24 protein-coding genes are annotated in these 25,409 nt (G+C 73.2%); 14 read left to right on the top strand and 10 right to left on the bottom strand.

Annotated elements, in window-relative coordinates; genetic code table 11:
• Position 1: 1 nt before the first annotated feature.
• Together D0D28_RS05155 and D0D28_RS05150 are read right to left on the bottom strand one after the other, a co-directional pair.
• The gene (locus tag D0D28_RS05155; protein WP_162830982.1) at positions 2-853 is read right to left on the bottom strand and encodes an ROK family protein; all 852 of its coding nucleotides are present in this window, start codon (positions 851-853) and stop codon (positions 2-4) included.
• Positions 850-2,265, bottom strand: a complete 1,416-nt coding sequence (locus tag D0D28_RS05150; protein WP_116109904.1) for a PLP-dependent aminotransferase family protein — start codon at positions 2,263-2,265, stop codon at positions 850-852. The genes D0D28_RS05155 and D0D28_RS05150 overlap by 4 nt, the downstream gene beginning before the upstream one ends.
• 26 nt (positions 2,266-2,291) lie before the next feature.
• Here D0D28_RS05150 and D0D28_RS05145 point away from each other — a divergent pair, with 26 nt between their 5' ends.
• From D0D28_RS05145 to D0D28_RS05110, 8 genes are all read left to right on the top strand, one after another.
• Positions 2,292-3,260, top strand: coding sequence for an NADP-dependent phosphogluconate dehydrogenase (locus D0D28_RS05145; RefSeq protein WP_346009475.1), 969 nt, complete (start codon positions 2,292-2,294; stop codon positions 3,258-3,260).
• A complete protein-coding gene (locus D0D28_RS05140) occupies positions 3,253-3,801 on the top strand; it encodes an SIS domain-containing protein (protein WP_116109902.1) in 549 nt (182 codons plus the stop codon). The genes D0D28_RS05145 and D0D28_RS05140 overlap by 8 nt, the downstream gene beginning before the upstream one ends.
• Positions 3,798-4,553: a phosphoenolpyruvate hydrolase family protein gene (locus D0D28_RS05135; protein WP_158224476.1), complete on the top strand. Its 756-nt coding sequence runs from the start codon at positions 3,798-3,800 to the stop codon at positions 4,551-4,553. Before D0D28_RS05140 ends, D0D28_RS05135 begins: the two co-directional genes overlap by 4 nt.
• Positions 4,538-5,470: a shikimate dehydrogenase gene (locus D0D28_RS05130; RefSeq protein WP_116109901.1), complete on the top strand. Its 933-nt coding sequence runs from the start codon at positions 4,538-4,540 to the stop codon at positions 5,468-5,470. Before D0D28_RS05135 ends, D0D28_RS05130 begins: the two co-directional genes overlap by 16 nt.
• A complete protein-coding gene (locus tag D0D28_RS05125) occupies positions 5,467-6,603 on the top strand; it encodes an epoxide hydrolase family protein (RefSeq protein ID WP_116109900.1) in 1,137 nt (378 codons plus the stop codon). Before D0D28_RS05130 ends, D0D28_RS05125 begins: the two co-directional genes overlap by 4 nt.
• Before the next feature lie 94 nt (positions 6,604-6,697).
• A complete protein-coding gene (locus D0D28_RS05120) occupies positions 6,698-7,087 on the top strand; it encodes a RidA family protein (protein ID WP_116109899.1) in 390 nt (129 codons plus the stop codon).
• Between the two features lie 32 nt (positions 7,088-7,119).
• The gene (locus D0D28_RS05115; RefSeq protein WP_116109898.1) at positions 7,120-8,328 is read left to right on the top strand and encodes a M20 metallopeptidase family protein; all 1,209 of its coding nucleotides are present in this window, start codon (positions 7,120-7,122) and stop codon (positions 8,326-8,328) included.
• On the top strand, positions 8,325-9,545 hold the full coding sequence (locus D0D28_RS05110) for a metal-dependent hydrolase family protein (protein WP_094008233.1): 1,221 nt from the start codon (positions 8,325-8,327) through the stop codon (positions 9,543-9,545). The genes D0D28_RS05115 and D0D28_RS05110 overlap by 4 nt, the downstream gene beginning before the upstream one ends.
• A 204-nt stretch (positions 9,546-9,749) precedes the next feature.
• On the opposite strand, the gene D0D28_RS05105 is transcribed toward D0D28_RS05110, so the two are convergent.
• On the bottom strand, positions 9,750-10,550 hold the full coding sequence (locus tag D0D28_RS05105; protein WP_116109897.1) for an alpha/beta fold hydrolase: 801 nt from the start codon (positions 10,548-10,550) through the stop codon (positions 9,750-9,752).
• Between the two features lie 204 nt (positions 10,551-10,754).
• On the bottom strand, positions 10,755-11,606 hold the full coding sequence (locus D0D28_RS05100) for an SDR family oxidoreductase (RefSeq protein ID WP_116109896.1): 852 nt from the start codon (positions 11,604-11,606) through the stop codon (positions 10,755-10,757).
• Between the two features lie 118 nt (positions 11,607-11,724).
• Between D0D28_RS05100 and D0D28_RS05095 the strand changes: the two genes are divergently transcribed.
• Positions 11,725-12,123 (top strand): winged helix-turn-helix transcriptional regulator, encoded by a 399-nt coding sequence (locus D0D28_RS05095; RefSeq protein WP_116109895.1) that lies wholly within the window; start codon positions 11,725-11,727, stop codon positions 12,121-12,123.
• 60 nt (positions 12,124-12,183) lie between these two features.
• On the opposite strand, the gene D0D28_RS05090 is transcribed toward D0D28_RS05095, so the two are convergent.
• Complete coding sequence (locus tag D0D28_RS05090) at positions 12,184-13,014, bottom strand: LysR family transcriptional regulator (protein ID WP_240323099.1); 831 nt, start codon at positions 13,012-13,014, stop codon at positions 12,184-12,186.
• Between the two features lie 91 nt (positions 13,015-13,105).
• On the opposite strand from D0D28_RS05090, the gene D0D28_RS05085 reads away from it, so the two are divergent.
• Positions 13,106-13,948, top strand: coding sequence for a TIGR03620 family F420-dependent LLM class oxidoreductase (locus D0D28_RS05085; RefSeq protein ID WP_116109894.1), 843 nt, complete (start codon positions 13,106-13,108; stop codon positions 13,946-13,948).
• Position 13,949: 1 nt separating this feature from the next.
• On the opposite strand, the gene D0D28_RS05080 is transcribed toward D0D28_RS05085, so the two are convergent.
• Positions 13,950-14,675 carry a class I SAM-dependent methyltransferase gene (locus D0D28_RS05080; RefSeq protein WP_116109893.1) on the bottom strand — a complete coding sequence of 242 codons (726 nt, stop codon included), beginning with the start codon at positions 14,673-14,675 and terminating at the stop codon, positions 13,950-13,952.
• Between the two features lie 72 nt (positions 14,676-14,747).
• Between D0D28_RS05080 and D0D28_RS05075 the strand changes: the two genes are divergently transcribed.
• Complete coding sequence (locus D0D28_RS05075; protein ID WP_116109892.1) at positions 14,748-15,191, top strand: pyridoxamine 5'-phosphate oxidase family protein; 444 nt, start codon at positions 14,748-14,750, stop codon at positions 15,189-15,191.
• Positions 15,192-16,050: 859 nt separating this feature from the next.
• Here the strand turns inward: D0D28_RS05075 and D0D28_RS05070 are convergent.
• Positions 16,051-17,214, bottom strand: coding sequence for a steroid 3-ketoacyl-CoA thiolase (locus tag D0D28_RS05070; protein ID WP_116109891.1), 1,164 nt, complete (start codon positions 17,212-17,214; stop codon positions 16,051-16,053).
• A gap of 221 nt (positions 17,215-17,435) precedes the next feature.
• Between D0D28_RS05070 and D0D28_RS05065 the strand changes: the two genes are divergently transcribed.
• Together D0D28_RS05065 and D0D28_RS05060 are read left to right on the top strand one after the other, a co-directional pair.
• Entirely contained in the window at positions 17,436-18,662 is a 1,227-nt protein-coding gene (locus D0D28_RS05065) for a cytochrome P450 (protein ID WP_094009051.1), read from the top strand.
• A gap of 49 nt (positions 18,663-18,711) precedes the next feature.
• Positions 18,712-20,229: an amidase gene (locus tag D0D28_RS05060; RefSeq protein WP_116109890.1), complete on the top strand. Its 1,518-nt coding sequence runs from the start codon at positions 18,712-18,714 to the stop codon at positions 20,227-20,229.
• 106 nt (positions 20,230-20,335) lie between these two features.
• Here the strand turns inward: D0D28_RS05060 and D0D28_RS05055 are convergent, their stop codons facing one another.
• The 3 genes from D0D28_RS05055 to D0D28_RS05045 are packed head-to-tail and all read right to left on the bottom strand — an operon-like array spanning position 20,336 to position 23,513.
• On the bottom strand, positions 20,336-21,493 hold the full coding sequence (locus D0D28_RS05055; protein WP_116109889.1) for a thiolase domain-containing protein: 1,158 nt from the start codon (positions 21,491-21,493) through the stop codon (positions 20,336-20,338).
• A gap of 1 nt (position 21,494) precedes the next feature.
• Positions 21,495-22,544, bottom strand: coding sequence for a thiolase domain-containing protein (locus D0D28_RS05050; protein ID WP_116109888.1), 1,050 nt, complete (start codon positions 22,542-22,544; stop codon positions 21,495-21,497).
• 12 nt (positions 22,545-22,556) lie between these two features.
• Positions 22,557-23,513, bottom strand: a complete 957-nt coding sequence (locus D0D28_RS05045) for a Zn-ribbon domain-containing OB-fold protein (RefSeq protein WP_116109887.1) — start codon at positions 23,511-23,513, stop codon at positions 22,557-22,559.
• 90 nt (positions 23,514-23,603) lie between these two features.
• Here D0D28_RS05045 and D0D28_RS05040 point away from each other — a divergent pair, with 90 nt between their 5' ends.
• On the top strand, positions 23,604-25,157 hold the full coding sequence (locus D0D28_RS05040; protein ID WP_116109886.1) for an acyl-CoA synthetase: 1,554 nt from the start codon (positions 23,604-23,606) through the stop codon (positions 25,155-25,157).
• The last annotated feature ends 252 nt before the right edge of the window (positions 25,158-25,409 follow it).

Below are 25,409 nucleotides of genomic sequence, written 5' to 3'. Positions count from 1 at the left end.
ATCAGGACAGATTGGCCGCCAGTGCCGCGCCGATGACCCCGGCGTCGTCGCCCAGCCGCGCGGGGCGGACGGGGCCGGTGTGCCAGCGCAGGGTGCGCGCGGCGGCGAGGTAGGCCTCCCGGATCGGGCCGCTTCGCGCGACCAGACCGCCGCCGAGCACGACGGTGTGCGGCGCGAGGACGGCGCAGAGGCTGTCCAGCCCGCGGGCGAACTCCCGGGCGTGCCGCGCCAGCGCCGCCACGGCCCGTGGCTGCCCGGCCGCGGCGGCCGCGGCGAGCCGGGCGGCGCCGGGTGTTCCGCCGCCGTCCGGTCCCAGCCCGGCGCCGGTCCGGTTCAACGCGACCCCGCCCGCGAGCTGTTCCCAGCACCCGTGGTTGCCGCACCGGCACGGCGGTCCACCGGCGTCCAGCACCAGGTGGCCGACCTCGCCGGCGTGCCCCGTGCCTTCGTGCGGCCGTCCGCCGGTCACCAGCGCCCCGCCGAGCCCGGTCCCCACGGTCACCAGCAGGACCGTCGCCGCGCCGGCGCCCGCCCCGAAGCGTGCCTCGGCCAGTCCGGCGGCGCGGGCGTCGTTGATCACGGCGACCGGGCGGCCCAGTTCCGCTGCGAAGTCCACATCGGACAGCCCGAGGTTCGCCGACCAGGTCAGCACACCGTCCCGCACGGTACCGGCGACCGCCAGTCCCACCGCGGCCGCTTCGGGGTAGTGCGCGAGCACCGCCCGGACCGCGTCCAGCCGGGCCGCCGGACCGGGCGGCAGCACCTGCCGCGTCACGTCGCTGAGCCGGCCGTCCCGGTCGACCAGCCCGGCTCGGACGTGCGTGGCGCCGAGGTCGATGCCGAGGGTGGTCACAGCAGCACCGGCTGGTCGTCGCCGGCGTGCCGGTACCGCGCCCACGCGGCGGCCAGGCGGCGGACGCCTTCGTCGAACACCTCCGGCGGCCGCGCGTACACGACCCGGACGTGGTCGTCGGTCAGCCCGCGGGACGACAGCACGCCGCCGGGCACCACCGCCACCCCGAACCGGGCGGCGACCTCGCAGAACGGGGTCGCCGTCCCGGCCGGGAGAGCCAGCCACAGGCTCAGCCCGCCCTCCGGCGGAGTCCACCGGAACTCCGGCAGCGACTCCGTCAGCACGCCGGTCGCGTGCGCGAGCCGGTCGCGCAGTTCGGCGATCCGCTCCGCCCGCACCTCGTCCTCGATGCCGAGCAGCCGCGTGGCCAGCACCTGGTCGAGCACCGGGGTGCCGAGGTCGGCGCGTGCCTTGGCCCGGGCGAGCGCGGCCACGAGCGACGCCGAGCCGCGGACCCAGCCGAGCCGCAGCCCGCCCCAGTGGAGCTTGCTGAGCGAGCCGACGGTGACCAGGTTGCCCGGCTCCGCGTACGCCGCGAGCGGCGGCGGCGCCTGCTCGAACGCCAGCCCGGCCTGGCTGACGTCGTCCACCACCAGGGCGTCCCGGCCGGCGAGCGCGGTGGCGAGCCGCTTCCGGTCAGTCGGGCCGAGGATCCGGCCGAGCGGGCCGAGCGTCGGCACGAGGTACACCAGGCCGGGGCGGATCCGGTCGACGAGTGCGGGCAGGTCGTCGCCTCCGCCGGTCACCGGCGGGGCACCGCGCACGGGGACGGACAGCCCGTGCAGCACGTCGAGGATGCCGGGGCTGGTCGGGGTCTCCACGACCGCCGGTTCCCCGTCCGGCAGCGCGTGCGCGGCCAGCAGCGACAACGCCTGCTGGTCGCCGGTGGTGACGAGCACCTGGCCGGCGTCGGTGGGCAGGCCCTGCGCGGTCAGCCGCTCGGCCAGCGCGGCACGCAGCGCGGGCAGCCCGGCGGGGTGGTAGCCGGGGGTGTCGAGCACCGCCGCGGTGCCGGCGTCGGCCACGCGCAGCGCGGCGACCGCTTCGCGCAGACGGCGGTGCGCGGGCAGCGCGGCGGTGGCGAGGTCGACGAGTGCCGCCGGGTTCCGCAGGGCGGCGACCGCCAGCGATTCGCGCGGAGACTCCGCGGTCCCCGTCCGGCGCGCGCCGGTGACCCAGGAACCGCTGCCCTGCCTGGTTTCCAGGATCCCGGCTTCGCGGAGGCGGGCGTAGGCGTGCATGACCGTGCTCCGGCCGATCGCCAGCCGCGTGGCCAGCGATCGCTCCGGCGGCAGCGCGGTGCCGGGCGGGATGTCGCCGCGATCGATCGCCGCGGCCAGCGCTGCGGACAACCGGGCGTACAGCGGACCCGGGCGGGCGGACCAGTCGCCGAGCGCGTCCTGGATGTGCATGGCGATTCCAACCAATCGGACCGTGATTGGTCCTATCAGGGCGGGAAGAACTCCGCCATATTGGCATCAACGAGGTATCCGATGTCAATCCACTGGCGGAAGGTCGAGGCATGCAGCTCGGATTGGTTGGTCTGGGGACGATGGGCGGCCCGATGGCGCGGCGCCTCGCCGCGGCCGGGCACGAGGTGATCGGCGCCGACTCGTCTCCGACCGCGGCCGAACGGGCCCGGGTGGCGGGCACCAGCGTCACCGGTTCACTGGCCGACCTGGTCGCTGCCCTCACACCGCCCCGCGCGGTCTGGGTGATGGTGCCGCCGCCCGCGACCGGCGGGGTCGTCGACGAGCTCGCCGGACTCCTCGCGGACGGCGATCTCGTCGTCGACGGCGGCAACAGCGACTGGCGGGAGGCGGCCGGGCGGGCCGCGCGGCTCGCGGAATCGGGCGTCCGGTTCCTCGACGTCGGGGTGAGCGGGGGCCAGTGGGGCTGGCGGCACGGGTACGGGCTGACGGTCGGGGGCGCGGCGGAGGACGCCGAGCGCATCCACCCGGTGCTGGCGGCTCTGGCCGCGCCCGGCGCGGTCGCCGTGGTCGGGCCCACCGGGGCCGGGCACTTCGTCAAGGCGGTGCACAACGCCGTGGAGTACGGGCTGATGCAGGCCTACGCCGAGGGTTTCGCCCTGCTGTCCGCGCGCGACGGGCTCGACCCGCTCACCGCGCTGCGGGTGTGGCAGGCGGGCTGCTCGGCCCGGTCGTTCCTGCTGGAGCAGACCGTCGACGCGCTCGCCGCCGTCGCCGCCCTCACCGGTGTCGGCTCGGCCGTCGCCGACTCCGGCATGGGCCGCTGGACCGCGGAGGAGGCCGTGCGGCAGGGCATCGCCACGCCCGTGCTCACCGCGGCGCTGCAGGCCAGGTTCGCCAGCCGGGACGACGAGCGGGCGGCGAGCCGTCTGCTGGTCGCCGCCCGGGCCCGGATCGGAGGTCACGCGCATGCCTGACGTGCTGGACCGGTCCGGCGTGCTGAACCGGGCCCGGGCGGTGCTCGCGGAGGTCCACGACGCGGTGACCGCCGTCGACCCGGCCGCCGCGGCCGCCCTCGGCGCGGCCATCACCACGGCGCGGACGGTGTTCTTCGACGCGCGCGGCCGCTCCGGCCTGGTGGCGAAAGCGCTGGCGATGCGGTGGATGCACCTCGGGCTGCGCGTGCACGTGGCCGGCGAGACCACCGCGCCCGCGATCACGGCCGACGACCTGCTGGTCTGCCTGTCCGCGAGCGGCCGCACCACCGGTCCGCTCGCGAACGCCGGCGTCGCCCGCGCCCGCGGCGCCCGGGTGGCCGTGGTGGCCGCGGCGCCGGACTCCCCGCTCGCCGCGGAGGCCGACCTCGTCGTGGTCGTCCCCACCGGCGGCGGGCAACACGGCGGTTCCCTGTTCGAGCAGGCCTGCCTCCTGCTCGGCGACGCCCTGTGCGGGGCTTTCCAGCACGCCCACGCGATACCGGACGCGGCCCTGTCCGAGCGGCACGCGAACCTGCTGTGAACGCGCTGATCGCCGCGGCCGCGGGGGACGCGGACACCGCGGAGCGCCTGGCCCGGGCGGGGGTGGACGTGATCGTCGCGTACCACTCCAGCGTGCTGCGCCGCCGCGGCCTGCCCTCGGTGGCCGGGTTGCTGCCGTGGGCCAACGCGAACGAGCTGACGCTCGGGATCGTCCCGGAGGTCGTCGCCGCGGCCGCCGGACGGCCCGTGCTGGCGACGGTGTGCGCGAACGACGCCCTGCGCCCACCCGGTCCGGTGCTGGACGAACTGGCCGGGCACGGAGTAGCCGGGGTCCTCAACGCGCCCACGACCGCTCTGCTGTCCGGGCCGGTGCGGGCCGCGGTGGAGGAGGCGGGGCTGGGCTACCGGCGGGAGGTCGAGCTGATGGGGCTGGCGCGCGAACGCGGGCTGCTGGCCTGGGGGTACGCGTGCGCACCCTCGCAGGCGGCGGATCTGGTGGCACACGGCGCCGACGCGGTCGTGATCCACCTCGGCATCACCCGCCCGGGTCCGCTCACCGCGGAGCACACCGCCACCCTCACCGCGGTGGCGGCGGCCGCTCCGGCCGTGCCGCTGCTGGCGCACGGTGGTCCGCTGACCGATCCGGCAGCGTTCCCGCGAACCGGACACGATGGGGTGCGCTTCGGGTTCTTCGGGGCGTCGGTGTTCGAACGCGCCCAGGACCTGGACGGCACGGTGGCCGCGTGGCGGCGGGCCGTGGGGGAGAACGGAGGACCATGCCGGACCACGTGATCACGGTCGAGGACGTCGAGACCTGGACCGGCCCGCCGCTGGTCCTGTTCGCCGGCATCAGCACCGCGGGATCGCTGGCGCACGCGGTGTTCGACGGCTGGGCCCGCGCGCTCGGCCGCCCGTGGGTGCTGCGCGGCGTCGACCTGCCGCCGGACACGCCGCCACCGGTCTACCGGCGGCTGCTCACCGCGATGCGCGGCAACCCGCTGGTCCAGGGCGCCGTGGTGACCGCGCACAAGCTGCGGCTGTACCGCGCGTGCGCCGCCGACCTGCCCGGACGCGACCGGCTGGTCGACCTGACCGGCGAGATCAACACCCTCGTCACCGGTGAGCGGGTGGCCGCCTACGCCAACGACGCCCGCTCGCTGACCGCGATCCTCGGCTCCCCGTCCGGTGGCCGGATCGTGTGCCTCGGCGCGGGCGGCGCGGCGACCGCCCTGCTGCTCGCGCTGCACCTGGACGTCGAGACGGGCAGGCCGCGCGCGGACGCGCCGGAGCGGCTGGTGTTCGCCGACGTCGACGCGGCGGCGCTCGACGCGCTGCGACGGGTCGCCGAGCGGATCGGCGCGCGGCCCGGACTGGTGCACCTGTCCGGGCCGGCCGACCACCTCGTCCCGGATGCGACGCTCGTGGTCAACGCCACCGGGCTCGGCAAGGACCGGCCCGGCAGCCCCCTCACCGGGCACGCCCCGTGGACCCCCGGCACGGTGGCGTGGGACCTGAACTACCGGGGCGATCTGAGGTTCCTGCACCAGGCGGCGGCCCACGGACTGTCCACCCGGGACGGCTGGGAGTACTTCGTCGCCGGGTGGGCGGGGGCGCTCACCGCGATCGCCGGGGAGCCGTTCACCCCGCAGACCCTGTCCGCACTGGCGGCCGCCGCCGCACCACACCGACCGAGGAGGACCGGCACGTGATCCCGTTCCGCATCGCCATTCCGGAGGAGGAGCTGACCGACCTGCGGGAGCGGCTCCTGCGCACCAGGTGGCCCGACGAGGAGCCGGTCGGCGACTGGTCGCAGGGCGTGCCGCTGGCCTACCTGCGCGAGCTGTGCCACTACTGGGCCACCGAGTACGACTGGCGCGCCACCGAGCGGCGCCTGAACGCGCTGCCCCAGTACCGCACCGAGATCGACGGCGTCGGCATCCACTTCCTGCACGTCCGCTCACCGCACGAGCACGCGTTGCCGCTGGTGCTCACCCACGGCTGGCCCGGGTCGGTGCTGGAGTTCGAGAAGGTCATCCCGCTGCTGACCGACCCGGAGGATCCGGCCGACGCCTTCCACGTGGTGATCCCGTCGCTGCCCGGCTACGGGTTCAGCGACCGGCCCGTCGCACCGGGCTGGGGCGTGCAGCGGATCGCCGCCGCGTGGCGGGAGCTGATGGCCCGCCTCGGGTACGAGCGGTACGGCGCGCAGGGCAGCGACTGGGGCACCAGCGTCACCACCAGCATGGGGCAGCAGAACACCGGTGAGCTGGCCGGGATCCACGTCGTGCCGCCGATCGCGGCGCCGGACCCGGCCACGTTCGGCGACCTCACCCCGGCCGAGAAGGCGGCACTGGCGGACCTGCGCCACGCGGCCGCGCACGAGTCCGGCTACTCCGAGCAGATGACCACCAAACCCCAGACGGTCGGCTACGCGCTGACCGACTCACCGGCCGGCCTGTGCGCGTGGATCGTGGAGAAGTTCGCGTCCTGGACCGACAGCGGCGGGCGCCCCGAGACGGTCCTGACCCGCGACGAGATGCTCGACGACATCACCCTGTACTGGCTCACCCGCACCGCCGCGTCGTCGGCCCGGCTGTACTGGGAGAGCTTCCGCCAGGTCGGCGAGTGGTTCACCACGGCGACCGACGACACGGTCACCGTGCCCACCGGCTGCACGGTGTTCCCGAAGGAGATGCCGCGCCCGTCCCGCCGCTGGGCGGCCGGCCGCTACACCGACATCCGGCACTGGAGCGAACCCGACCGCGGCGGCCACTTCGCGGCGTGGGAGCAACCCGCCCTGTTCGCCGCGGAGGTGCGCGCGTTCTTCCGCATGGTGCGGTGACGCACGAATCGTGGGCGCGGCAGGTCGGTGATCGGTAGATTCGATCTCGCCGGGACGTCCCCGGCGAGATGTGTCCACAGTGGAAGGAACCGAGATGACGCACACCGTCGTCAACCCCGCCGGCCTGGCCGACCCCGTGCCCTACGGGTACAGCCACCTGACCCGCACGCCGAGCGGACTGGTCTTCGTGGCGGGGCAGTACGCGGCCGACGAAACCGGGCGGATCGTCTCCGACGACTTCGCCGAGCAGGTGCGCCAGTCCTTCCGCAACCTCGGCACCGCGCTCGCCGCGGAGGGGCTCGGCTTCGGCTCGGTGGTGCGGCTGGGCACCTACATCGTCGACCACGACGCGGACAAGCTGGTGGTGCTCGGCAGCCAGATCGCCGAGATCTGGGGGTCGCGGCCGCCGGCGCAGACCCTCGTCGGCGTGGCCCGGCTCGCGCTGCCCGGGATGCTCTTCGAGGTCGACGCGATCGCCGCGTGACCTGCCCCGCCCGGCGGCTCTAGAGTCGGGGAATGGATCTCAGGCACGACGCGCGCGAGCTGTCCGACGACCTCGTGGCACTCCGGCGCGCGCTCCACCAGGTTCCCGAACTCGGCCTCGACCTGCCGCGCACCCAGGAGACGGTCCTCGACGCCCTCGACGGGCTGCCCCTGGAAATCAGCACCGGCACCGGGCTGTCGTCGGTCACCGCCGTGCTGCGCGGGCAGGGCGGCGACGGCGGCAGCGGGCCCGTGGTGCTGCTGCGCGGTGACATGGACGCCCTGCCGGTCACCGAGAACACCGGGGCCGCCTTCAGCTCGCGGCACGAGGGCCGGATGCACGCGTGCGGGCACGATCTGCACACCGCCGGCCTCGTCGGCGCCGCGCGGCTGCTGTCCGCGCACCGGGACCGGCTGGCCGGGGACGTGGTGTTCATGTTCCAGCCCGGCGAAGAGGGCCACGACGGCGCCGGGCACATGATCGCCGAGGGGGTGCTGGAGGCCGCCGGCCGCCCGGTCGCCGAGGCGTACGGGCTGCACGTGGTGTCGGCGATGATCCCGCGCGGGCAGTTCGTGTCCCGGCCCGGCCCGATCATGGCCGCCGCTGACGGGCTGTTCGTCCGGGTGATCGGCGCGGGCGGGCACGGGTCGCGGCCGTACGCGGCGCTCGACCCGGTGCCGGCCACGTGCGAGATGGTCACCGCGCTGCAGACGATGGTGACCCGCCGGTTCGACGTGTTCGACCCGGTCGTGGTCACCGTCGGCAACTTCCACGCCGGCACCCAGCGCAACATCATCCCGCCGGACGCCCGCTTCGAGGCGACCATCCGCAGCTTCTCGAAGGAGGCGCGGGAGCGGGTCGCGGAGCTGGCCGTCCCGCTGTGCCGGGATATCGCGGCGGCGCACGGCCTGGAGGTCGAGGTCACCTACCAGGCCGAGTACCCGGTCACCGTCAACGACGCGGCCGGTCACGAGTTCGTCGCCGAGACCGTGCGCGAGGTGTTCGGCGAGGAGCGGTTCTCCGTGGCGGACGCCCCGGTCACCGGATCGGAGGACTTCTCCCGCGTGCTCGACCGCGTCCCGGGCGCGTTCGTGTTCCTCGGGGCGACCTTCGCCGACGACCCCGGCTCCGCGCCCTACAACCATTCCCCGGAGGCATCGTTCGACGACAGCGTGGTCGCCGACGAGGCGGCGCTGCTCGCGTCGCTGGCCGCGCGGCGGTTGAGCCGGGTGGGCGCGTGACCCGCATCCTGTTCGCCGGCGGCCGGGTCTTCGACGGCACCGGCAGCGACCCGTTCGACGCGGACGTGGTGGTGGAGGACGGCCGCGTCGCCGAGATCGGCACCGGGCTGGACGGCGACGAGGTGGTCGACTGCACCGGCACCACGGTGCTGCCCGGGCTGTTCGACTGCCACGTGCACGTCACGGTGTCCGACATCAGCCTGATCAAGCTGTTCCAGAAACCGTTTTCCTACCAGTTCTACGAGGCGGCGCGGAACCTGCGCAGCACGCTCGAACTGGGCATCACCACCGTGCGGGACGCGGGCGGCGCCGACCTCGGCATCAAGAAGGCCCAGGCGGACGGGCTGATCAGCGGCCCGCGGCTGGACATCTCGATCGGCATCATCAGCCAGACCGGCGGGCACGGTGACGACTGGATGCCCTCGGGGCACTGCGTTCCGCTGATGGTGCCGCACCCCGGCCGTCCGTCGACGCTGGTCGACGGGCCGGACGAGATGCGCAAGGTGGCGCGGGAGTTGCTGCGTGCGGGCGCCGACGTGCTCAAGGTGTGCACCACCGGCGGGGTGCTCTCCCCGGGCGACGACCCGCGGCACACCCAGTTCACGCCGGCCGAGCTGGACGTGCTGGTCGCCGAGGCCGCGATGCAGGGCAAGGCGGTGATGGCGCACGCGCAGGGCACCGACGGCATCAAGAACGCGGTGCGGGCCGGGATCCGGTCCATCGAGCACGGCATCTACCTCGACGACGAGGCGATCGAGCTGATGCTCGCGCACGGCACCTGGCTGGTGCCGACGCTGATCGCGCCGATCGCGGTGATCCGCGCGGCCCGCGCCGGTGCCGCGCTGACCGACGAGATGGTTCGCAAGGCCGAGGACGTCGCCGAGGTGCACGCCGAGTCCATCCGCCGCGCGGTCGAGGCCGGGGTGAAGATCGCGATGGGCACCGACAGCGGCGTCGGCCCGCACGGCACGAACCTCGAGGAGCTGCCGTTGATGCAAGCGGCCGGTATGAGCCCCGGTCAGGTGCTGGCGGCGGCCACGTCGTCGGCGGCGGAGCTGCTCGGCTACGGCGACTCGCTGGGCCGGCTGGCGCCCGGGTACCGCGCGGATCTGGTGGTGGTGTCCGGCGACGCCTACGACCTGGCCGCGCTGCCCGGACGGGTGCGGGAGGTGTGGCAGGACGGCGTGCGGGTGGTCGCGCCGGGTTCGGAGAAGTGAGAAGACCCCCGGACTGCGCCGAAACTGGGGGAGGAAGGCGCGGCCCGGGGGCCTCGCTCCAGCGCCCGAGGGGGAGGTAAGCGCCGGAGCACCGGCCGGTGTGAAACTGGGGAGGATGACACCGGCCGTATGAATTCAGGATAGCGCGCGTTTCGCTGTGCGGACCGGTTTCACAGGAACTCGACAGGTTTCGGCGTGGCGGGGTCAGAGGACCAGGTCGGCGAGAACGGTGTTCAGGGCGTCGGCGAACGCTTCCGGGTTCCGCTGGGGGGCGAGGTGCGCGCCGGGCAGTTCGACGAACGGCAGGCCGAGTTCGAGGGCGAGCGCGCGGGCCGGGCGGTAGTGGTAGTAGCCGCGGCTGCCCTCGCCCGCGGTCAGCACGATGGGTACTGGGCTGCGGCGGAGCGCGTCCAGGTCCGGCAGGTAGCGGTAGATGCCGACGAGTTCACGGTCGAACAGCAGGCGCCACTCGTGTTCGTGCGGCAGGCGCACGGTCTTGAGCGGGGGCAGTCCGGCGCCCGCGATGGAGGCGAGGAACTCTTGGAAGGCGCCGAAAACGTCGCCGTCCGCGCTGCGCGCCGCCTGTTCCTCGGCGAACCGGATCCACTCGTCGGCGTCCGGCAGCAGGCCGACCGTGGGCGGTTCGTGGACGACCAGCCCGCTGACGGCGTCGGGGTGCCGGATGGCGAGTTCCAGCCCGATCGCGCCGCCGGCGCTGCTGCCGAACACGAGGGCCTTGCCGTAGCCGAAGTGCTCGATGACGGCGCGCGCGTCGTCGGCCTGCCGCGCGATCGTCAGGGGCCCCTCGGTGGAGTCCGTGCTGCCGAAGTGACCGCGCCGGTCGTAGGCGAGAACGGTGTAGTGGCTCGCGAGCCGCTGCGCGAGGGCCCGGTAGGAGGCGGCCGCCCCGGTCCCCCCGGGCACCAGGAGCAGCGCCGGCCCGGCCCCACCCCGCTCGACGTGCAACTCCCCGTCCGGCACCGGGCACGTGCTCTCCGAGATCATGGGCGAAGTCAAGCACAACACGATGGCTGACCGGTGGGCTCCCGGCCTTTCCCTCCGGCGTGGGTGCTCGACCCTCGCGCGCGCCGACTGCGGAGCTCACACCGCCGGGGCGTCTGCTCGCTACCCCCGCCGGGTGTTTGCCAGCGGGGTGGCGTTGGCCGCCGGAACCGCCTTCCGGCCTCCTCGGTCCGAAAAGGACGGTTCTCAGGCTTCCTTCAGCGCCGCGGCCAGTCCCTCGCCCAGCGGGGTCGTCGGGCGGCCGATCAGCGCCGACAGCTCGCCGGTCACCTCCGCGAGCGTGCCCTCGGCGATGTTCTGGTCCAGCGCCACCACGAACCCCGCGGTCTCCGCCGGCAGCCCGGCCTCGATCAGCGCCGCGCGGTGCTCGTCGGCGGTCAGGTCGCGGTAGCGGATCTCCGTGCCCGCGATGGCGGAGATCTCGGCGGCGAGGTCGTCGAACGTCCACGCCACGTCGCCGCCCAGTTCGTACACCTTGCCCTCGTGCCCCTCGCCGGTGAGGACCGCGACGGCGCCCGCGGCGAGGTCGGCCCGCGTGGCGCTGGCGACGCGGCCGGAGCCGGCGCTGCCGATCAGCACGCCGCTCGCGATGGCCTGCTGGGCGTTCGGCACGTAGTTCTCGGTGTACCAGTTGTTGCGCAGGATCGTGAACGGCACGCCCGACGCGCGGATGATCTCCTCGGTCGCCTGGTGCTCGGGCGCCAGCACCAGCGTGGTGTCGTCCGCGCGCGGCGCGCTCGTGTAGATCACGTGGGTGACGCCGGCCTGCTTCGCGGCGTCCACCGCCGCCTGGTGCTGCGGGACCCGGCGGCCCACCTCGTTGCCCGAGATCAGCAGCACCTTGGTCGCGCCCGCGAACGCCGCCACCAGGGTCTCCGGCCGGTCGTAGTCGGCTTCCCGTACCTGGACGCCGAGGTCCGCGGCCTTCTCCGGGTTGCGCACCGCGGCGGCGATCTGGTCGGCGGGCAGCTTCTCACGCAGGCCGGCGATGACGTGGCGGCCCAGCTGGCCGGTGGCACCGGTGACGACGATGGTCATGTTCCTCGCTCCTTCTCGGACGACTGCGCCTCAAGTTAGTACTAACTTCTGGTGAGTACCAACCATTGGTAAGTACCGTCACAGGCCACCGTGGGGCCGACCAGGTATCCTCGACGGCATGAGTTGCGACGCCGAGCACGACCAGCTGGTCGCCGACGTCTTCGCGCGCGCGTGCACCTCACGTGGCGTGCTGGAGCACGTGACGGGACGCTGGGGCACGCTCGCGCTGGCCGCGCTCGCCGAGGGGCCGTTCCGCTTCAACGCGTTGCGCCGCAAGGTCGACGGCGTCAGCGAGAAGATGCTGGCCCAGACGCTGCAGGCACTGGAGCGCGACGGTTTCGTGCACCGCGAGGCCGAGCCGACGATCCCGCCGCGGGTGGAGTACAGCCTGACGCCGCTCGGCGCCGAGGTCGCGGGCCGGCTGCGGGAGCTGATCGTGCTGGTCGAGGGCCGGGTGCAGGACGTGATGGCCGCGCGTCGCGCCTACGACGAGACGAAGGCGGCGGTCGCGCGCTAGACGCGCGCTCGCAGCCGTCTGCGTCCTGGGATCAGGCGGCCGTGGCGTCACCGAAGGCGGTCACGTGGGCCGCCGCGCAGGCGCACGGGAGGTCGTCCGGCACGAGACGCTGCCCGTGATCGTCGTTCGCGGCTCGAGCGGGATCGCGCGCACCCGGGTGGAGCGGATCTCGGTCACCTGGTCGGCGGGCAACACCGTCCAGCTGCGCGGATCGGAGCCGACCTCGACGATCGTGTCCTGCACCGTCCCCGCGCGGCGCGCCGGTGAGCCCTGGAGTCCGACGTCCCGCAGCGCGCTGAGCACCGACAAGTCGTGGCCCAGGGAAGTCTTCAGGGCATCGGCACCCAGTTCGGCGACGCCGACGGCCGCGCGACCGGCGGCGGGGTGCCGGGTGGACACGAGCGCGAACAAGGACTCGGTCCAGGCCGGCAACACCCGCAACCCGCGCGCCGAACGCACTTCTCTCGCCAGGGCCAGGTCGATCTCCCCCTGCCTCAGGGCGTTCAGGCGCGCGGTCAACGGCAGGTCGACGAGCACGACGTCGAACCCCGGGGCCTGTTCCCGCAGGGCGTCGATCCCGCGTTCCAGACGGGCGGTGAACTGCCCCGCACCGGTCCCGATGCGCATGACACCCGCCTGCTCACGCGCCACGACCCGGACCCGATCGGCGGCCGCGAGCGCCTCCCGCGCCGAGGCGAGCACCCGGCGTCCCGCATCGGTCAGCCGCACCCGGCGCGGCGAGCGGTCGAACAGGCGGACCCCCAGCTCGCGCTCCAGTGCCGCGATCTGCCTGCTGACCGCGGGCTGAGCGATGTGCAGACGCTCGGCGGCGCGGCCGAAGTGCAGCTCGCCGGCGACCGTGACGAAGTACCGCAACGCCCGCAGTTCCACTCGATTCTCCTCCGCGACGATGCCTCCAGGCTATCGCTGCGCGTCAGCCTTGGTCCTGGTTCCCGGCGGGCTCCGGTGCTGGAGTCGGGACATGAACATCGATCTCGGTCTGCTCGGCGCGCACCTGCGCGGGCACGAAGTGAACCCCGGCCGCGCGGTCGAAGTGGAGCGCGCGGGCTACGGCACCCTCTGGCTGGACGCCTCGCCGCCGGCGGATCTCACCCTCGCGGAGGAGCTGCTCGATGCGACCACCCGGCTGACCGTCGGCACGAGCGTGGTGAACGTCTGGACCGCCGACGCGGAAACGGTCGCCGCCTCCTATCGCAGGATCGAAGCCAAGCACCCTGGGCGCCTCCTGCTCGGCGTCGGTATCGGGCACCGGGAAGTCCACGCTGAATACGCCTCGCCGTACGACACGCTGGTGCCCTATGTGGACCGGCTCGTCGCTGCGGGCGTGCCGGCCGGCCGCATTGTGGTAGCCGCGCTCGGGCCGCGGATGCTGCGCATGGCCGGCGCCCGCAGCGGCGGAGCCGTTCCCGCCATGGTCACCCCGGAGCACACCCGGCGCGCCCGCTCGATCCTCGCGCCCGGAAAGCTGCTGTTGCCCGGCCACTTCGCCCTCGTCGAGCCGGATGTGGAGCGAGCCCGCGCGGTCGCCCGGTCCGCGCCGCCCGGAACCGCGCTGGGTGTGAGCAACTACGCGAGGAACCTGCGGCGGCTCGGCTTCACCGAAGACGACCTGTCAGGCGCGGGCAGCGACCGGCTCATCGACGCGCTCGTCGCACACGGCGACCCGGCCACCACGGCGGCACGGCTGCTGGCCCATCGAGCGGCCGGCGCGGACCACGTCGGCGTCTACCCACTCGGCGACGACCCGACCGGCACGCTCGTCGTGATCGCGGAGGCGGTGCGCCGCCTGGTGGGGGCGGCGTGAGCTAGTCGCGCTGGGCCAGGAACACGAACTCCATGCCGGGCCGGTCCGGGGCGTCCCGCACGTCGGCCACGCGGAAACCTTGCGCAGCAAGGCTTTCCTCGATCTCGTCGCGATCGCGGAAGCGCAGCGTCGAGTCCGATGTGACCACTTCGCCGTCGGCCAGGAACCGGTACGTGAAGCGGAACGACACCAGCGGCAGGCTGACGTCGGTGACCTCGAGACGGCGCTCGACGGGGCCGGCTCCGGGGACGTCGAGCACCAGCGGGTCGGTGGTCGCGGCCCAGTCCTCCCAGGCACGCCGTTCCGGGCGGCGCGTCTCGAACACGAAGTGGCCGCCGGGGCGCAGCGCGGTCCGGATGCCGGCGAGGGTCTGGCCCCAGTCGTCGTCGGTGAGGAACACCTGCGCGACGTTTCCCGTCATGGCGGCGAGATCGCCGACGGCTGGGGGCAGATCCGTGGCGTCACCGTGGATCCAGGTGATCTTCCCGTCCGGGTCCTTGGCGCGCGCGACCGCAAGTGACGCCTCGGCCGGGTCGACGCCGATGACGGTGCGTCCCTTCGCGGCGAGGAGCACGGCCAGGCTGCCGGTGCCGCAACCGACGTCCAGGACGTGTTCGGCCTTGAGTTCGTCGGCGATGGACAGGTACAGGTCGAGGTCGTCGCGCTCGCCGTCGAAGGTGTCGTAGATCGGGGCGAGGCGGGCGTGGGCGAAGATCGCGTCGGGCACGGTTCGCACCTTATCTGGAAGGCGGGTCGCGCGCGTCCCGTTTTTGTCGGTACCCCCTGGCACACTGCGGACGTGGCCAACTGGAGGGAATTCGAAGAGCAGGCACCCGCGCTGGCGGCGGCGGTGCGTGAGCGGTTGACGGCGGCGGAGACGCACGTGCTGGCGACCCTGCGGCGGGACGGGTCGCCCCGGGTGAGCGGCACGGAGGTCGACTTGCGGGAGCCCGAGCTGTACATCGGGTCGATGTGGGGCGCACGCAAGGCACGCGACCTGCAGCGCGACGGCCGGTTCGCGCTGCACGCCTTCCCCTCCTCCGAGGGCGACGCGAAGCTGTCCGGAGTCGCCATCGAGATCACCGAGAAGGCCGTCCTGGACGCCATCCAGGGCGACATGCAACCAAGCCACCTCTTCCGGCTGGACCTCCAGCAGGCGGTGCTGACAACGGTCGAGGCCGACAAGCTGGTGGCGACCACCTGGTGGCCGGGCCGGGAGGTGGTGCGTTTCGAGCGCAAGTGAGAACAGGTACGAGGACACCCCTCACACGGCGGGCGTGAGGGTGGGCTTGATGCCCGTGGCCCGTGGCTGGTGGCCCGTGGCCCGTGGGCGCCCGTGGCCCGTGGGCGGCCGCGCCCGCGCCGGCCGCCGCCTCGCCGACGGCGCGTGGGCGGGCGCCGTGAGCGAGCTGGGACAGTCGCGGCGGTAGTGCCCCGTTGGCCGTGCCGGCGCGCAGGTGGGTTCTGCTACAGCTGCGAGCTGCTGGTCGTGGCGAGCGTTCCCCTGACCGTGACGGGCTCTCCAGTCACCTCGGGATGGTCGCGGTGGCGGGTGCTCCGGGGCGGTGCGCGGGCTCTGCAGCCGCGCCGGGTTGGTGGCGGCGGGCAGCGTGCTCGGCGGCGGTCCAGCGCGCAGGCGCGCTCGACAGCCACCCCGGGATGGGGTGGTCGTGGCGAGCAATCCGACGGCGGTCCGGCACGCGCGTGGGCTCGGCAGCCGCTCCGGGTTGGGTATGCGGTGGGGAGCGCTCCGGCATCGGTCCAGCGCGCAGGCGGGCTCGACGGCCACCCGGGCTGGGGTGGTTGTGGCGAGCAATCCGGCGGCGGTCCGGCGCGCGGGTGTGGCTCCGCAACTGTTCCGGGATGGTGGCAGTGGGAGTGTTCCGCGGCCGGTCTGGCACGCGGGCGGGCTCGGCAGCCGCTCCGGACTGGTGGCAGTGGGAGCGTTCCGCGGCCGGTCTGGCGCGCGCGTGGGCTCGGCAGCCGCTCCGGGTTGGGTATGCGGTGGGGAGCGCTCCGGCATCGGTCCAGCGCGCAGGCGGGCTCGACGGCCACCCGGGCTGGTCGAGCACCCCGGCGCCAGCCTGCCGCGCGGGCGCGCCCTACAGCCGCTCCAGGATGGTTGCCGTGGAGAGTGCTCCGCCGGCGCACATCGTCACCAGCGCGGTCTCGCCGTCGCGGCGTTCCAGCTCGTGCAGGGCCGTCGTCAGCAGGCGCGCGCCGGTGCTGCCCACCGGGTGCCCCAGCGCGATGGCGCCGCCGTTGACGTTCACCCGCTCCGGGTCCGGCTCGTGCACCTGCTGCCACGACAGCACCACCGACGCGAACGCTTCGTTGACCTCGAACAAATCGACATCACCGACCGCCATCCCAGCACGCGACAGCACCCGCGACGTCGCCTGCACCGGTCCGTCCAGGTGGTAGTACGGCTCGGCGCCGACCAGTGCCTGCGCGCGGATCCGCGCCCGGGCCCGCAGGCCCAGCGAAGCCGCCCGCGCCGAATCCATGATCAGCACCGCTGCCGCGCCGTCCGAGATCTGCGACGACGTGCCTGCCGTGTGAACACCGCCGTCCAGCACCGGCTTCAGCCGGGCCAGCCCCTCCAGCGTCGTCTCGCGCAGGCCCTGGTCCCGCGCCACCAGCCGGGTCTCCCCGGTCGGCCGGCCCTCCTCGTCCAGCACCGGCGCCTTCACCGGCACCACCTCGCGCTCGAACCGGCCCTGCGCCCACGCCGTCGCCGCCTTGGCCTGCGATGCCAAACCGAACCGGTCGACATCCTCCCGCGAGAGACCGCGCCGCACCGCGATCCGCTCCGCCGCGCCGTACTGGTTGGGCATGTCGATCGCCCACGACCCGGGCTTCGGCGCGCCCGCGTCCACCCCGCGGTTCGCGCCGAGCGGGATGCGGCTCATCGCCTCCACCCCGCACGCGATCCCCACGTCGATCGCCCCCGTCGCGATCAACCCGGCCACCAGGTGCGCCGCCTGCTGGGCGGACCCGCACTGCGCGTCGATCGTCGTCGCACCGGTCGTCTCCGGCAGCCCGGCGTGCAGCCACGCCGTGCGCGTCACGTTGCCCGACTGCTCACCCGCCTGCGTCACGCAACCGCCGATAACCTGTTCCACGATCGCCGCGTCCACCCCGGCCCGCTCGACCAGCGCGCGCTGCGCCGCGCCCAGCAACTCGGCCGCGTGCAACCCGGCCAGCCAGCCACGCCGCTTCCCGACCGGCGTCCGCACGGCCTCGACGATGACGGGGTCACCCACGGCAGCCCTCCTCCACTCGACTCGCCCTCAAAGTAGAACTTGTTTCAGTATTGGGCAAGCGTGACCCAGGTCAACCGCCATTCGGTGCCCAACTGGACCACCAGCGCGTTCAAGATCGAGTAAACGGGTTTCACTCAACCTCTCGACTTAGTTAACACCGTATGCTCTAATCGCGTTTAGAACGTGTTCCACGACGATGTGAGGCACCTCGGGAGGTAGCCGTGGCCACGCCCCTGATCCCCGCCGGCTTCGATTTCACCGACCCCGACCTGATCGCGACGCGGCTGCCCCTGGAGGAGTTCGCGGAGCTGCGCAAGACCGCGCCGGTCTGGTGGAACGCGCAGCCGCACAACCGCGCGGGTTTCCGCGACGACGGGTTCTGGGTCGTCACCCGGCACGAGGACGTCAAGACCGTGTCGAAGGACAGCGAGCTGTTCTCCTCGCAGGAGAAGCTGGCGATCATCCGCTTCGACGAGAACATGACCGACGAGAGCCTCGACGCGAACCGCCTCGTCCTGCTCAACATGGACGCGCCCCAGCACACCAAGCTGCGCCGCATCGTCTCGAAGGGCTTCACGCCCCGGTCGATCGCCCGCCTGGAGGACACCCTGCGCGACCGCGCCGCACGCATCGTGCACGAGGCGAAGAAGAAGGGCTCCGGCGACTTCGTCGAGGACGTCGCGTGCGAGCTTCCCCTGCAGGCCATCGCCGAGCTGATCGGCATCCCGCAGGAGGACCGCCGCAAGATCTTCGACTGGTCCAACCAGATGATCGGCTACGACGACCCGGAGTACGACGTCGAGCCGATCGCCGCTTCCGCGGAGCTGGTGGGCTACGCGTGGAACATGGCCGAGGAGCGCCGCAGGTGCCCGATGGACGACATCGTCACCAAGCTTATCCAGGCCGATGTGGACGGTGAGTCGCTCACCTCGGAGGAGTTCGGCTTCTTCGTCATCCTGCTGTCGGTGGCCGGCAACGAGACCACCCGCAACGCCATCACCCACGGCATGAAGGCCATGCTCGACCACCCCGACCAGTGGGAGCTCTACCGCGAGCAGCGGCCCAAGACCGCGCCGGACGAGATCGTCCGCTGGGCCACCCCGGTGATCGCCTTCCAGCGCACCGCCACCGCGGACACCGAGCTGGGCGGCCAGCACATCCGCAAGGGCGACCGGGTCGGCATGTTCTACAGCTCGGCCAACTTCGACCCCGAGGTGTTCGACGAGCCCGAGCGCTTCGACGTCCTGCGCGACCCGAACCCGCACGTCGGCTTCGGCGGCACCGGCTCGCACTACTGCATCGGGGCGAATCTGGCCCGCCTGGAGATCGACTTGATCTTCAACGCGATCGCCGACGAAATGCCTGGTATCCGTGAGGTCGCGCCGCCGGAGCGGCTGCGTTCGGGCTGGCTGAACGGCATCAAGCACTACCGGGTGGCCTACGAATAGGGGTTACGCTCACACCTCGCAGGCGATCGTCCTCGCCAGGAGGTGCCCGTTGCCCGTCATCCCGCCCACCCCGGAAGAACTCGCCGAACTGGCCGCCCGCTACGGCTTCCAGCTGAGCGAGGCCGACCGGAAGTCCTTCGCCGGCCTCGTGGAGGCCAATCTCGCCGCCCACGAGGCCGTCGAGCGGCTGTACGCGCGCTCGGCGCCCAGCGCCCCGCACCGCGACTACGAGTGGCCTGGGGACAACCCGCTCGGCGCCTGGTACGTGCGCACCCGGATCCCGCCGTCCGGTGACGGTCCGCTGAGCGGCCGCGAGGTCGTGATCAAGGACAACATCGCGGTCGCCGGGGTGCCGATGATGAACGGATCGCGCGCGGTGGACGGGTTCGTGCCGCGCCGGGACGCGACCGTGGTGAGCCGGGTGCTCGCCGCGGGCGGCACGATCGTCGGCAAGGCGGTGTGCGAGGACCTGTGTTACTCCGGGTCCAGTTTCACGTCGGCCAGCGGGCCGGTGCGCAACCCGTGGGACCCCGCCCGGCACGCGGGCGGCTCGTCGTCGGGCAACGCGGCCCTGCTCGCCGCCGGTGAGGCCGACCTCGCGATCGGTGGCGACCAGGGCGGGTCGGTGCGGATGCCGGCGGCGTTCTGCGGGGTGGTCGGGCACAAGCCGACGCACGGGCTCGTGCCCTACACCGGCGCGTTCCCCATCGAGACCACCATCGACCACCTCGGCCCGATGACCCGCACCGTGCGGGACGCGGCGCTGATGCTGAGCGTCCTCGCCGGTGACGACGGGTTCGACCCGCGCCAGTACCGCACGCCCGAGCCGCCGGACTACCTGGCCGCGGTCGAGCAGGACATCCGCGGCGTGCGCGTCGGGATGCTCACCGAGGGCTTCGGGCTGCCGGTGTCCGAGCCGGCCGTCGACGACGCCGTGCGCGCCGCGGCCGACCGGCTCGCGGCGGCGGGTGCGGTGGTGTCCGAGGTGAGCGTGCCGTGGCACCGCGAGGGGCTCGACGTGTGGACCGTGATCGGCACGGACGGCACCGCGCGGCAGATGATCGACGGCAACGGCTACGGCATGAACGTGCCCGGCCGGTACGACCCCGAGCTGATGGTGCACTTCGCGCAGGGCAGGCGGGTGCACGCCGACGACATGTCGGACACGCTCAAGACCATGATCCTCACCGGCGCCTACGCCGCGCAGCGGTATGACATGCGGCACTACGCGATGGCGCGCGAGCTGGCGTGGGAGCTGCGCGCGGGCTACGACGCGGCGCTGTCCGAGGTGGACGTGCTGGTCCTGCCGACGGTTCCGTACGTGGCGAAGCCGCTGCCCGGGCCGGACACCACGCGCGAAGAGCGGATGGTCAACGCGCTGGGGATGGTCGGCAACACGGCGCCCTTCGACGCGAGCGGCCACCCGGCGATCTCGGTGCCCGCCGCCCCCGTGGACGGCCTGCCGACCGGGCTGATGATCGCCGGGCGCCGCTTCGACGACGCGACGGTCCTCCGCGTGGCCGCGGCCTACGAGCGGGAGGTGGGTGGTTTCCCGGTCGCACCTTGATCACGCGGCGGGGCTGGACCGGGCACCGCGGCGATCTCGGTGCCCGCCGCGCCGGTGGAGGGTGGGTTTCCCGGCGGCGCCCTGACTGCGCCGCCGCGTCCGTCCGCTAGGGCTTCTCCGCGCCCACCACCCACATCGCGAAGTACTGGGAGCCTCCGCCGTACGCGTGGCCCATCGCGCGGCGTGCGCCGTCGACCTGGTAGTCGCCCGCCCGGCCCATCACCTGCTTCGCCGCCTCGGAAAACCGCAGCATTCCCGACGCCCCGATCGGGTTCGACGACAGCACCCCGCCGGACGGGTTGACCGGCAGCCGCCCGCCCAGCGCGGTCTCCCCGGCCTCGGTCAGCTTCCACCCCTCGCCCTCGGGCATGAACCCCAGGTTCTCCAGCCACATCGGCTCGAACCAGGAGAACGGCACGTAGATCTCCGCGGCGTCTATTTCGGACAGTGGATCGGTGATCCCCGCCTCGCGCCACAGCGCCGCGGCGGCGTCGCGGCCGGCCTGCGGGTTCACCTGGTCGCGGCCGGCGAAGGTGGTCGGCTCGGTGCGCATCGCGGTCGCGTGCACCCACGCCGCGCCCGCCGCCGCGTCCCCGGCGGCCTCGTCGCCGATCACCATCGCGCACGCGCCGTCGGAGGACGGGCAGGTCTCGTCGTAGCGGATCGGGTCCCACAACACCTGCGAGGACCGCACCTTCTCCACCGTGATGTCCGGCTGGCGCAGGTGCGCGTACGGGTTCAGCGCCCCGTTCTGCCGGTCCTTCGCCGCGACGATCGCGCCGATGTGCTCGGGCGCGCCGGACCGCCGGATGTAGGACCGCACGTGCGGCGCGAAGTACCCGCCCGCGCCCGCGCCGACGGGCATCGTGAACGGCGGCGCGATCGACAGCGCCCACATCGCGTTCGACTCGGACTGCTTCTCGAACGCCACCGTCAGCACCCGCCGGTGGATGCCGGACTGCACCAGGCTCGTCGCGACCAGCGCCGTCGACCCGCCCACCGAACCCGCGGTGTGCACGCGCAGCAACGGTTTCCCGGTCGCGCCGAGCGCGTCGGCCAGGAACAGCTCGGGCATCATCACGCCCTCGAACAGGTCCGGTGCCTTGCCGATGACCACCGCGTCGATGTCCGGCCAGTCCACGCGCGCGTCGGCCATCGCGCGGTCGATCGCCTCCCGCAGCAGGCCGGGCATGGACACGTCGGTCCGCTTGGCCCGGTGGTGGGTCTGCCCGGTGCCGAGCACCGCGGCGAGCTGCTTCGCCATTTCACGCCTCCAGGACCGCGACGAGGTTCTGCTGCAGGGCCGGGCCGCTGGTGGCGTGCGCGAGCACCTTCGAGGCCTGGCCGGTGAGGATCCGGGTGGCGGCCTCGCCGATGCGCGCCAGCCCGGCCGAGAACATCGGGTTGCCGGTGAGCACGCCGCCCGAGGGGTTGACACGGACGTCGTCGCCGAGCCCGAGCGCCGTCCGCAGGATCAGCTCCTGGTGCGTGAACGGCGCGTGCAGCTCGGCGACCTCCACGTCCCCGGTGCCGACCGCGCGCCCGGCCGCCTCCGTCGACGGTGAGCGCGTCAGGTCGCGGGCGCCGAGCACGGGCGTGTCCACGCGGTGCTCGATGCCGGTGATGACCGCGGGCTGCTCGGCGAACTCGTGCGCCCGGTCGGCCGCGGCCAGGACGATCACCGCGGCGCCGTCGGTGACCGGCGCGATGTCGTGTGCCCGCAACGGATCCGCCACGTAGGGCGCGTCCAGCAGGTCGGCGACCTCGCTCGCGCCGGAGAACTGGGCGCGCGGGTTGCGGGTGGCGTCGGCGCGGCTGCGGGCGGCGACCTCGGCCAGGTCCTTCTCGCTCCACAGCCCGGCGTCCAGCCCGAGCCGGGCCTGCAGGCCGGCGATGCTCACCGAGTCCGGCCACAGCGGCGCGACCGTGTACGGGTCGAGCTGCAGCGCCAGCACCCGGCGCAGCTGCCCGGCCGAGGACTTGCCGAAGCCGTACACCAGCGCGGTGTCGACCTCGCCGGTGCGGATCTTCAGCCAGGCCTCGTACAGCGCCCAGGCGGCGTCCATCTCGACGTGCGACTCGTGGATCGGCGGGAACGCGCCGATCGCGTCGATGGCGGAGATGAACGAAAACGCCCGTCCGGCCAGGTAGTCCGACGAGCCGGAGCACCAGAACCCGATGTCCTTCTTGGACAGTCCGGTCTGCTGGTAGACCTCGGCGAAGATGGGCACGAGCATTTCCACGCCGTTCGTGGTGCCCGGCGTGGAGCGCACGTTCGGGGCCTGGGCGAACCCGACCACCGCGACGTCTCGCATGGCAGTTCCCCTCTACAGGTTGTGGGCGAAGGACTCGTAGGGCGCGTCCGGCTCGCCGGTCGGCTCGAAGTGGCTGATGTTCTCCAGGCTCGTCCACCACTCGTCGCGCGGTTTCCACGCCGCGCGCACCCGCATGCCCATCCGGACCTCGGCGGCGTCGCAGCCGAGGACGAGGTGCAGGAACGCGATGTCGGCGCCGTCGAGCAGGATGTAGGCCGCGACGTAGGGCGGCTCGATGCGCTGGCCGAGGAAGGGCACGTTGACGATGCAGAAGGTGGTGACGATCCCGGTGTCCGGCAGCTCCACTTCGTCCACTGTGGGCACACCGTCGGTGGGGCAGGCGCCGCGCGGCGGGATGTAGACCTTCGCGCACGCGGGGCAGCGCTGCCCGATCAGCTTGCCCTCGGCGAGACCTCGCAGGTAGCGGCTCTCCTCCGGGGAGGCCGAATGCTGGTAGTGCAGCTGGATCGGCGTGACCATCACCCCGTCCTGTCCGGACTTCGGCGGCGGCGCGGGCGAGGGCCCGTCGCCGGCGCCGACGGGCCGGAAGTAGGCGATGTCGCGGATGTGACCGGCGGGTTCGTCGGCCCAGCGCACGCGCACCCGCATGCCCGTGTGCATGTCGGCGGGGCCGGCCACGTGCACGGCGTGCAGCATCGCGGTGTCGGCGCCGTCCAGCCGGATCAGCGCCCACGCGAACGGCGTGGTCAGCGGCTGACCGTCCAGGGGCTCGGGAATCCACGACCAGGACAGCACCGTGCCCTCGTCGGACACGGGCACGAACTCGGTGAGCGCCGCGGCGGTGACCGGGTCGTACTCCACCGGCGGCACGTGCACGCGGCCGTCCGAGCCGCGCACGCCCTCGATGCGGCGCTCGCGCAGACCGGCGGCGAACCGGCCGAGCACGGGCCCGAGGGAGCGGGTGTAGTCGAAGGCGAGATCCAGCGGCGCGGACAGCGGTGTACTCACGAATCGAAGTGAAACACGTTCTCGATCTCCCGGCAAGACGCTCCGCCGGGAGCTTGCGCGGTAAGTGGAACAAGTTCTAGATTCGGGGGTATGACCACCGCACTGGAGACGATCGGCCTGTGGCACATCGCGGCCGGGCAGCCGGACCGGACGGCGATCGTGAACCCCGACGGCAGCGAGGTCGGCTACGGCGCCCTCGCGGACAAGGCCAACGCCTACGCGCGCGGTCTGCGCGAGCTGGGCCTGGAGACCGGCGACGTCGTGGTGGTGCTGCAGCCCAACAGCGACGAGCTGCTCGCCGCCTACTTCGCCGCGCTGCAGACCGGGCTGTACGTGGTGATGGTCAACTGGCACCTGGTCGGGCCCGAGGTGGCCTACATCCTGTCCGATTCGGGGGCGAAGGCCTTCCTCGCGCACGAGCGGTTCGCCGAGGTGGCGATCGCGGCCGCGGACGAAGCCGGGGTGCCCGCTTCGGCGCGGTTCGCGGTGGGCCGGATCGACGGGTTCCGCGACGTGGCCGAGCTGGGCGCCGGGGGCAGCGGCCGCCCGGAGGTGCGCACGGCGGGGTCGCCGATGCTCTACACCTCCGGCACGACGGGACGGCCCAAGGGCGTGCGGCGGCCGTTGAGCGGGGCCGATCCGGACAGCGTGCCGGCGGCGTCCACGTGGTTCTTCGGTATCTTCGGGCTGAAGCCGTTCGACGACCACGTCCACCTGTGCGGGTCGCCGCTCTACCACACGGCGGTGCTGAACTTCGCGTCCATCTCGATCCAGCTGGGGCACACGGTCGTGCTGATGGACCGGTGGGATCCGGAGGAGATGCTGCGGCTGATCGAGCGGTACCGCGTCACGCACAGCCACATGGTGCCGACGCAGTTCCGGCGGCTGCTGGCGCTGCCGGAGGAGGTGCGGTCGCGTTACGACCTGTCGTCGCTGCGGAACATGATCCACGGCGCCGCGCCGTGCCCGCCGGAGGTGAAGCGGCGGATGCTGGAGTGGTGGGGCCCGGTGGTGACCGACTACTACGCCGCGACGGAGGGCGGCGGCACGATGATCACCGGCGAGGAGTGGCTGCGCAAGCCCGGTTCGGTCGGGATGCCGTGGCCGGGTTCGGTGATCAAGATCCTGGACGACGACGGCAACGAGCTGCCCGCGGGTCAGCCCGGCACGGTCTACATGCGGATGGGTTCGTCGACGTTCGAGTACCACAAGGACGCCGAGAAGACGCGCAAGGCGCGGGTGGGGGACCTGTTCACCCTCGGCGACGTGGGGTACCTCGACGAGGACGGCTACCTGTTCCTGCACGACCGCAAGAACGACATGATCATCTCCGGCGGGGTGAACATCTACCCGGCGGAGATCGAGAACGAGCTGGTGATGCACCCGAAGGTCGCGGACGTCGCGGTGTTCGGCATCCCGCACGAGGACTGGGGCGAGGAGATCAAGGCGGTCGTGCAGCCCGCGCCGGGGGTCTCGCCGGGACCCGAGCTGGCGGCGGAGCTGCTGGAGTGGGTGCGCGGCCGCCTGGCGAAGTTCAAGTGGCCGCGCAGCGTCGACTTCGCCGAGGAGCTGCCGCGGGACCCCAACGGCAAGCTGTACAAGCGGAAGCTGCGGGATCCCTATTGGACGGACCGGAAGATCTGATCGCGTTGCCGGGAGGCGCCGGCACGATCACTTCGAGCACGGAACGCCACTGACCACGGACGGCGCACGCGGTGAGCACCAGTCCGGTGGCACGACCAGGCCCCGCAGGTGATGCCACAGCCAGCCGGGCGAGCCAGCCCGCCAGACGAGCCTGCCGGTCGGGCGAGCCTGCCGGAGGAGACCGCCCCTCGGTACCACCCCGCCGCGCCCTCGGTTCAGGCCGGGTGTGGGCGCACCGCGCGCTGACTGCGC

The organism is Amycolatopsis ruanii, assembly GCF_003385175.1.
Lineage (GTDB): Bacteria > Actinomycetota > Actinomycetes > Mycobacteriales > Pseudonocardiaceae > Amycolatopsis_E > Amycolatopsis_E thermalba.
The sequence above is the reverse complement of the archived record's forward strand: the minus strand, read 5'-3'. Positions and strand labels throughout refer to the sequence as shown.

Bases quoted from the DNA above. Each gene is read 5' to 3' on its own strand.
- D0D28_RS05150 (WP_116109904.1), bottom strand. From the start codon at position 2,265: ATGCACATCCAGGACGCGCTCGGCGACTGGTCCGCCCGCCCGGGTCCG.
- D0D28_RS05140 (WP_116109902.1), top strand. From the start codon at position 3,253: ATGCCTGACGTGCTGGACCGGTCCGGCGTGCTGAACCGGGCCCGGGCG.
- D0D28_RS05130 (WP_116109901.1), top strand. From the start codon at position 4,538: ATGCCGGACCACGTGATCACGGTCGAGGACGTCGAGACCTGGACCGGC.
- D0D28_RS05120 (WP_116109899.1), top strand. From the start codon at position 6,698: ATGACGCACACCGTCGTCAACCCCGCCGGCCTGGCCGACCCCGTGCCC.
- D0D28_RS05115 (WP_116109898.1), top strand. From the start codon at position 7,120: ATGGATCTCAGGCACGACGCGCGCGAGCTGTCCGACGACCTCGTGGCA.
- D0D28_RS05105 (WP_116109897.1), bottom strand. From the start codon at position 10,550: ATGATCTCGGAGAGCACGTGCCCGGTGCCGGACGGGGAGTTGCACGTC.
- D0D28_RS05100 (WP_116109896.1), bottom strand. From the start codon at position 11,606: ATGACCATCGTCGTCACCGGTGCCACCGGCCAGCTGGGCCGCCACGTC.
- D0D28_RS05095 (WP_116109895.1), top strand. From the start codon at position 11,725: ATGAGTTGCGACGCCGAGCACGACCAGCTGGTCGCCGACGTCTTCGCG.
- D0D28_RS05085 (WP_116109894.1), top strand. From the start codon at position 13,106: ATGAACATCGATCTCGGTCTGCTCGGCGCGCACCTGCGCGGGCACGAA.
- D0D28_RS05055 (WP_116109889.1), bottom strand. From the start codon at position 21,493: ATGGCGAAGCAGCTCGCCGCGGTGCTCGGCACCGGGCAGACCCACCAC.
- D0D28_RS05050 (WP_116109888.1), bottom strand. From the start codon at position 22,544: ATGCGAGACGTCGCGGTGGTCGGGTTCGCCCAGGCCCCGAACGTGCGC.
- D0D28_RS05040 (WP_116109886.1), top strand. From the start codon at position 23,604: ATGACCACCGCACTGGAGACGATCGGCCTGTGGCACATCGCGGCCGGG.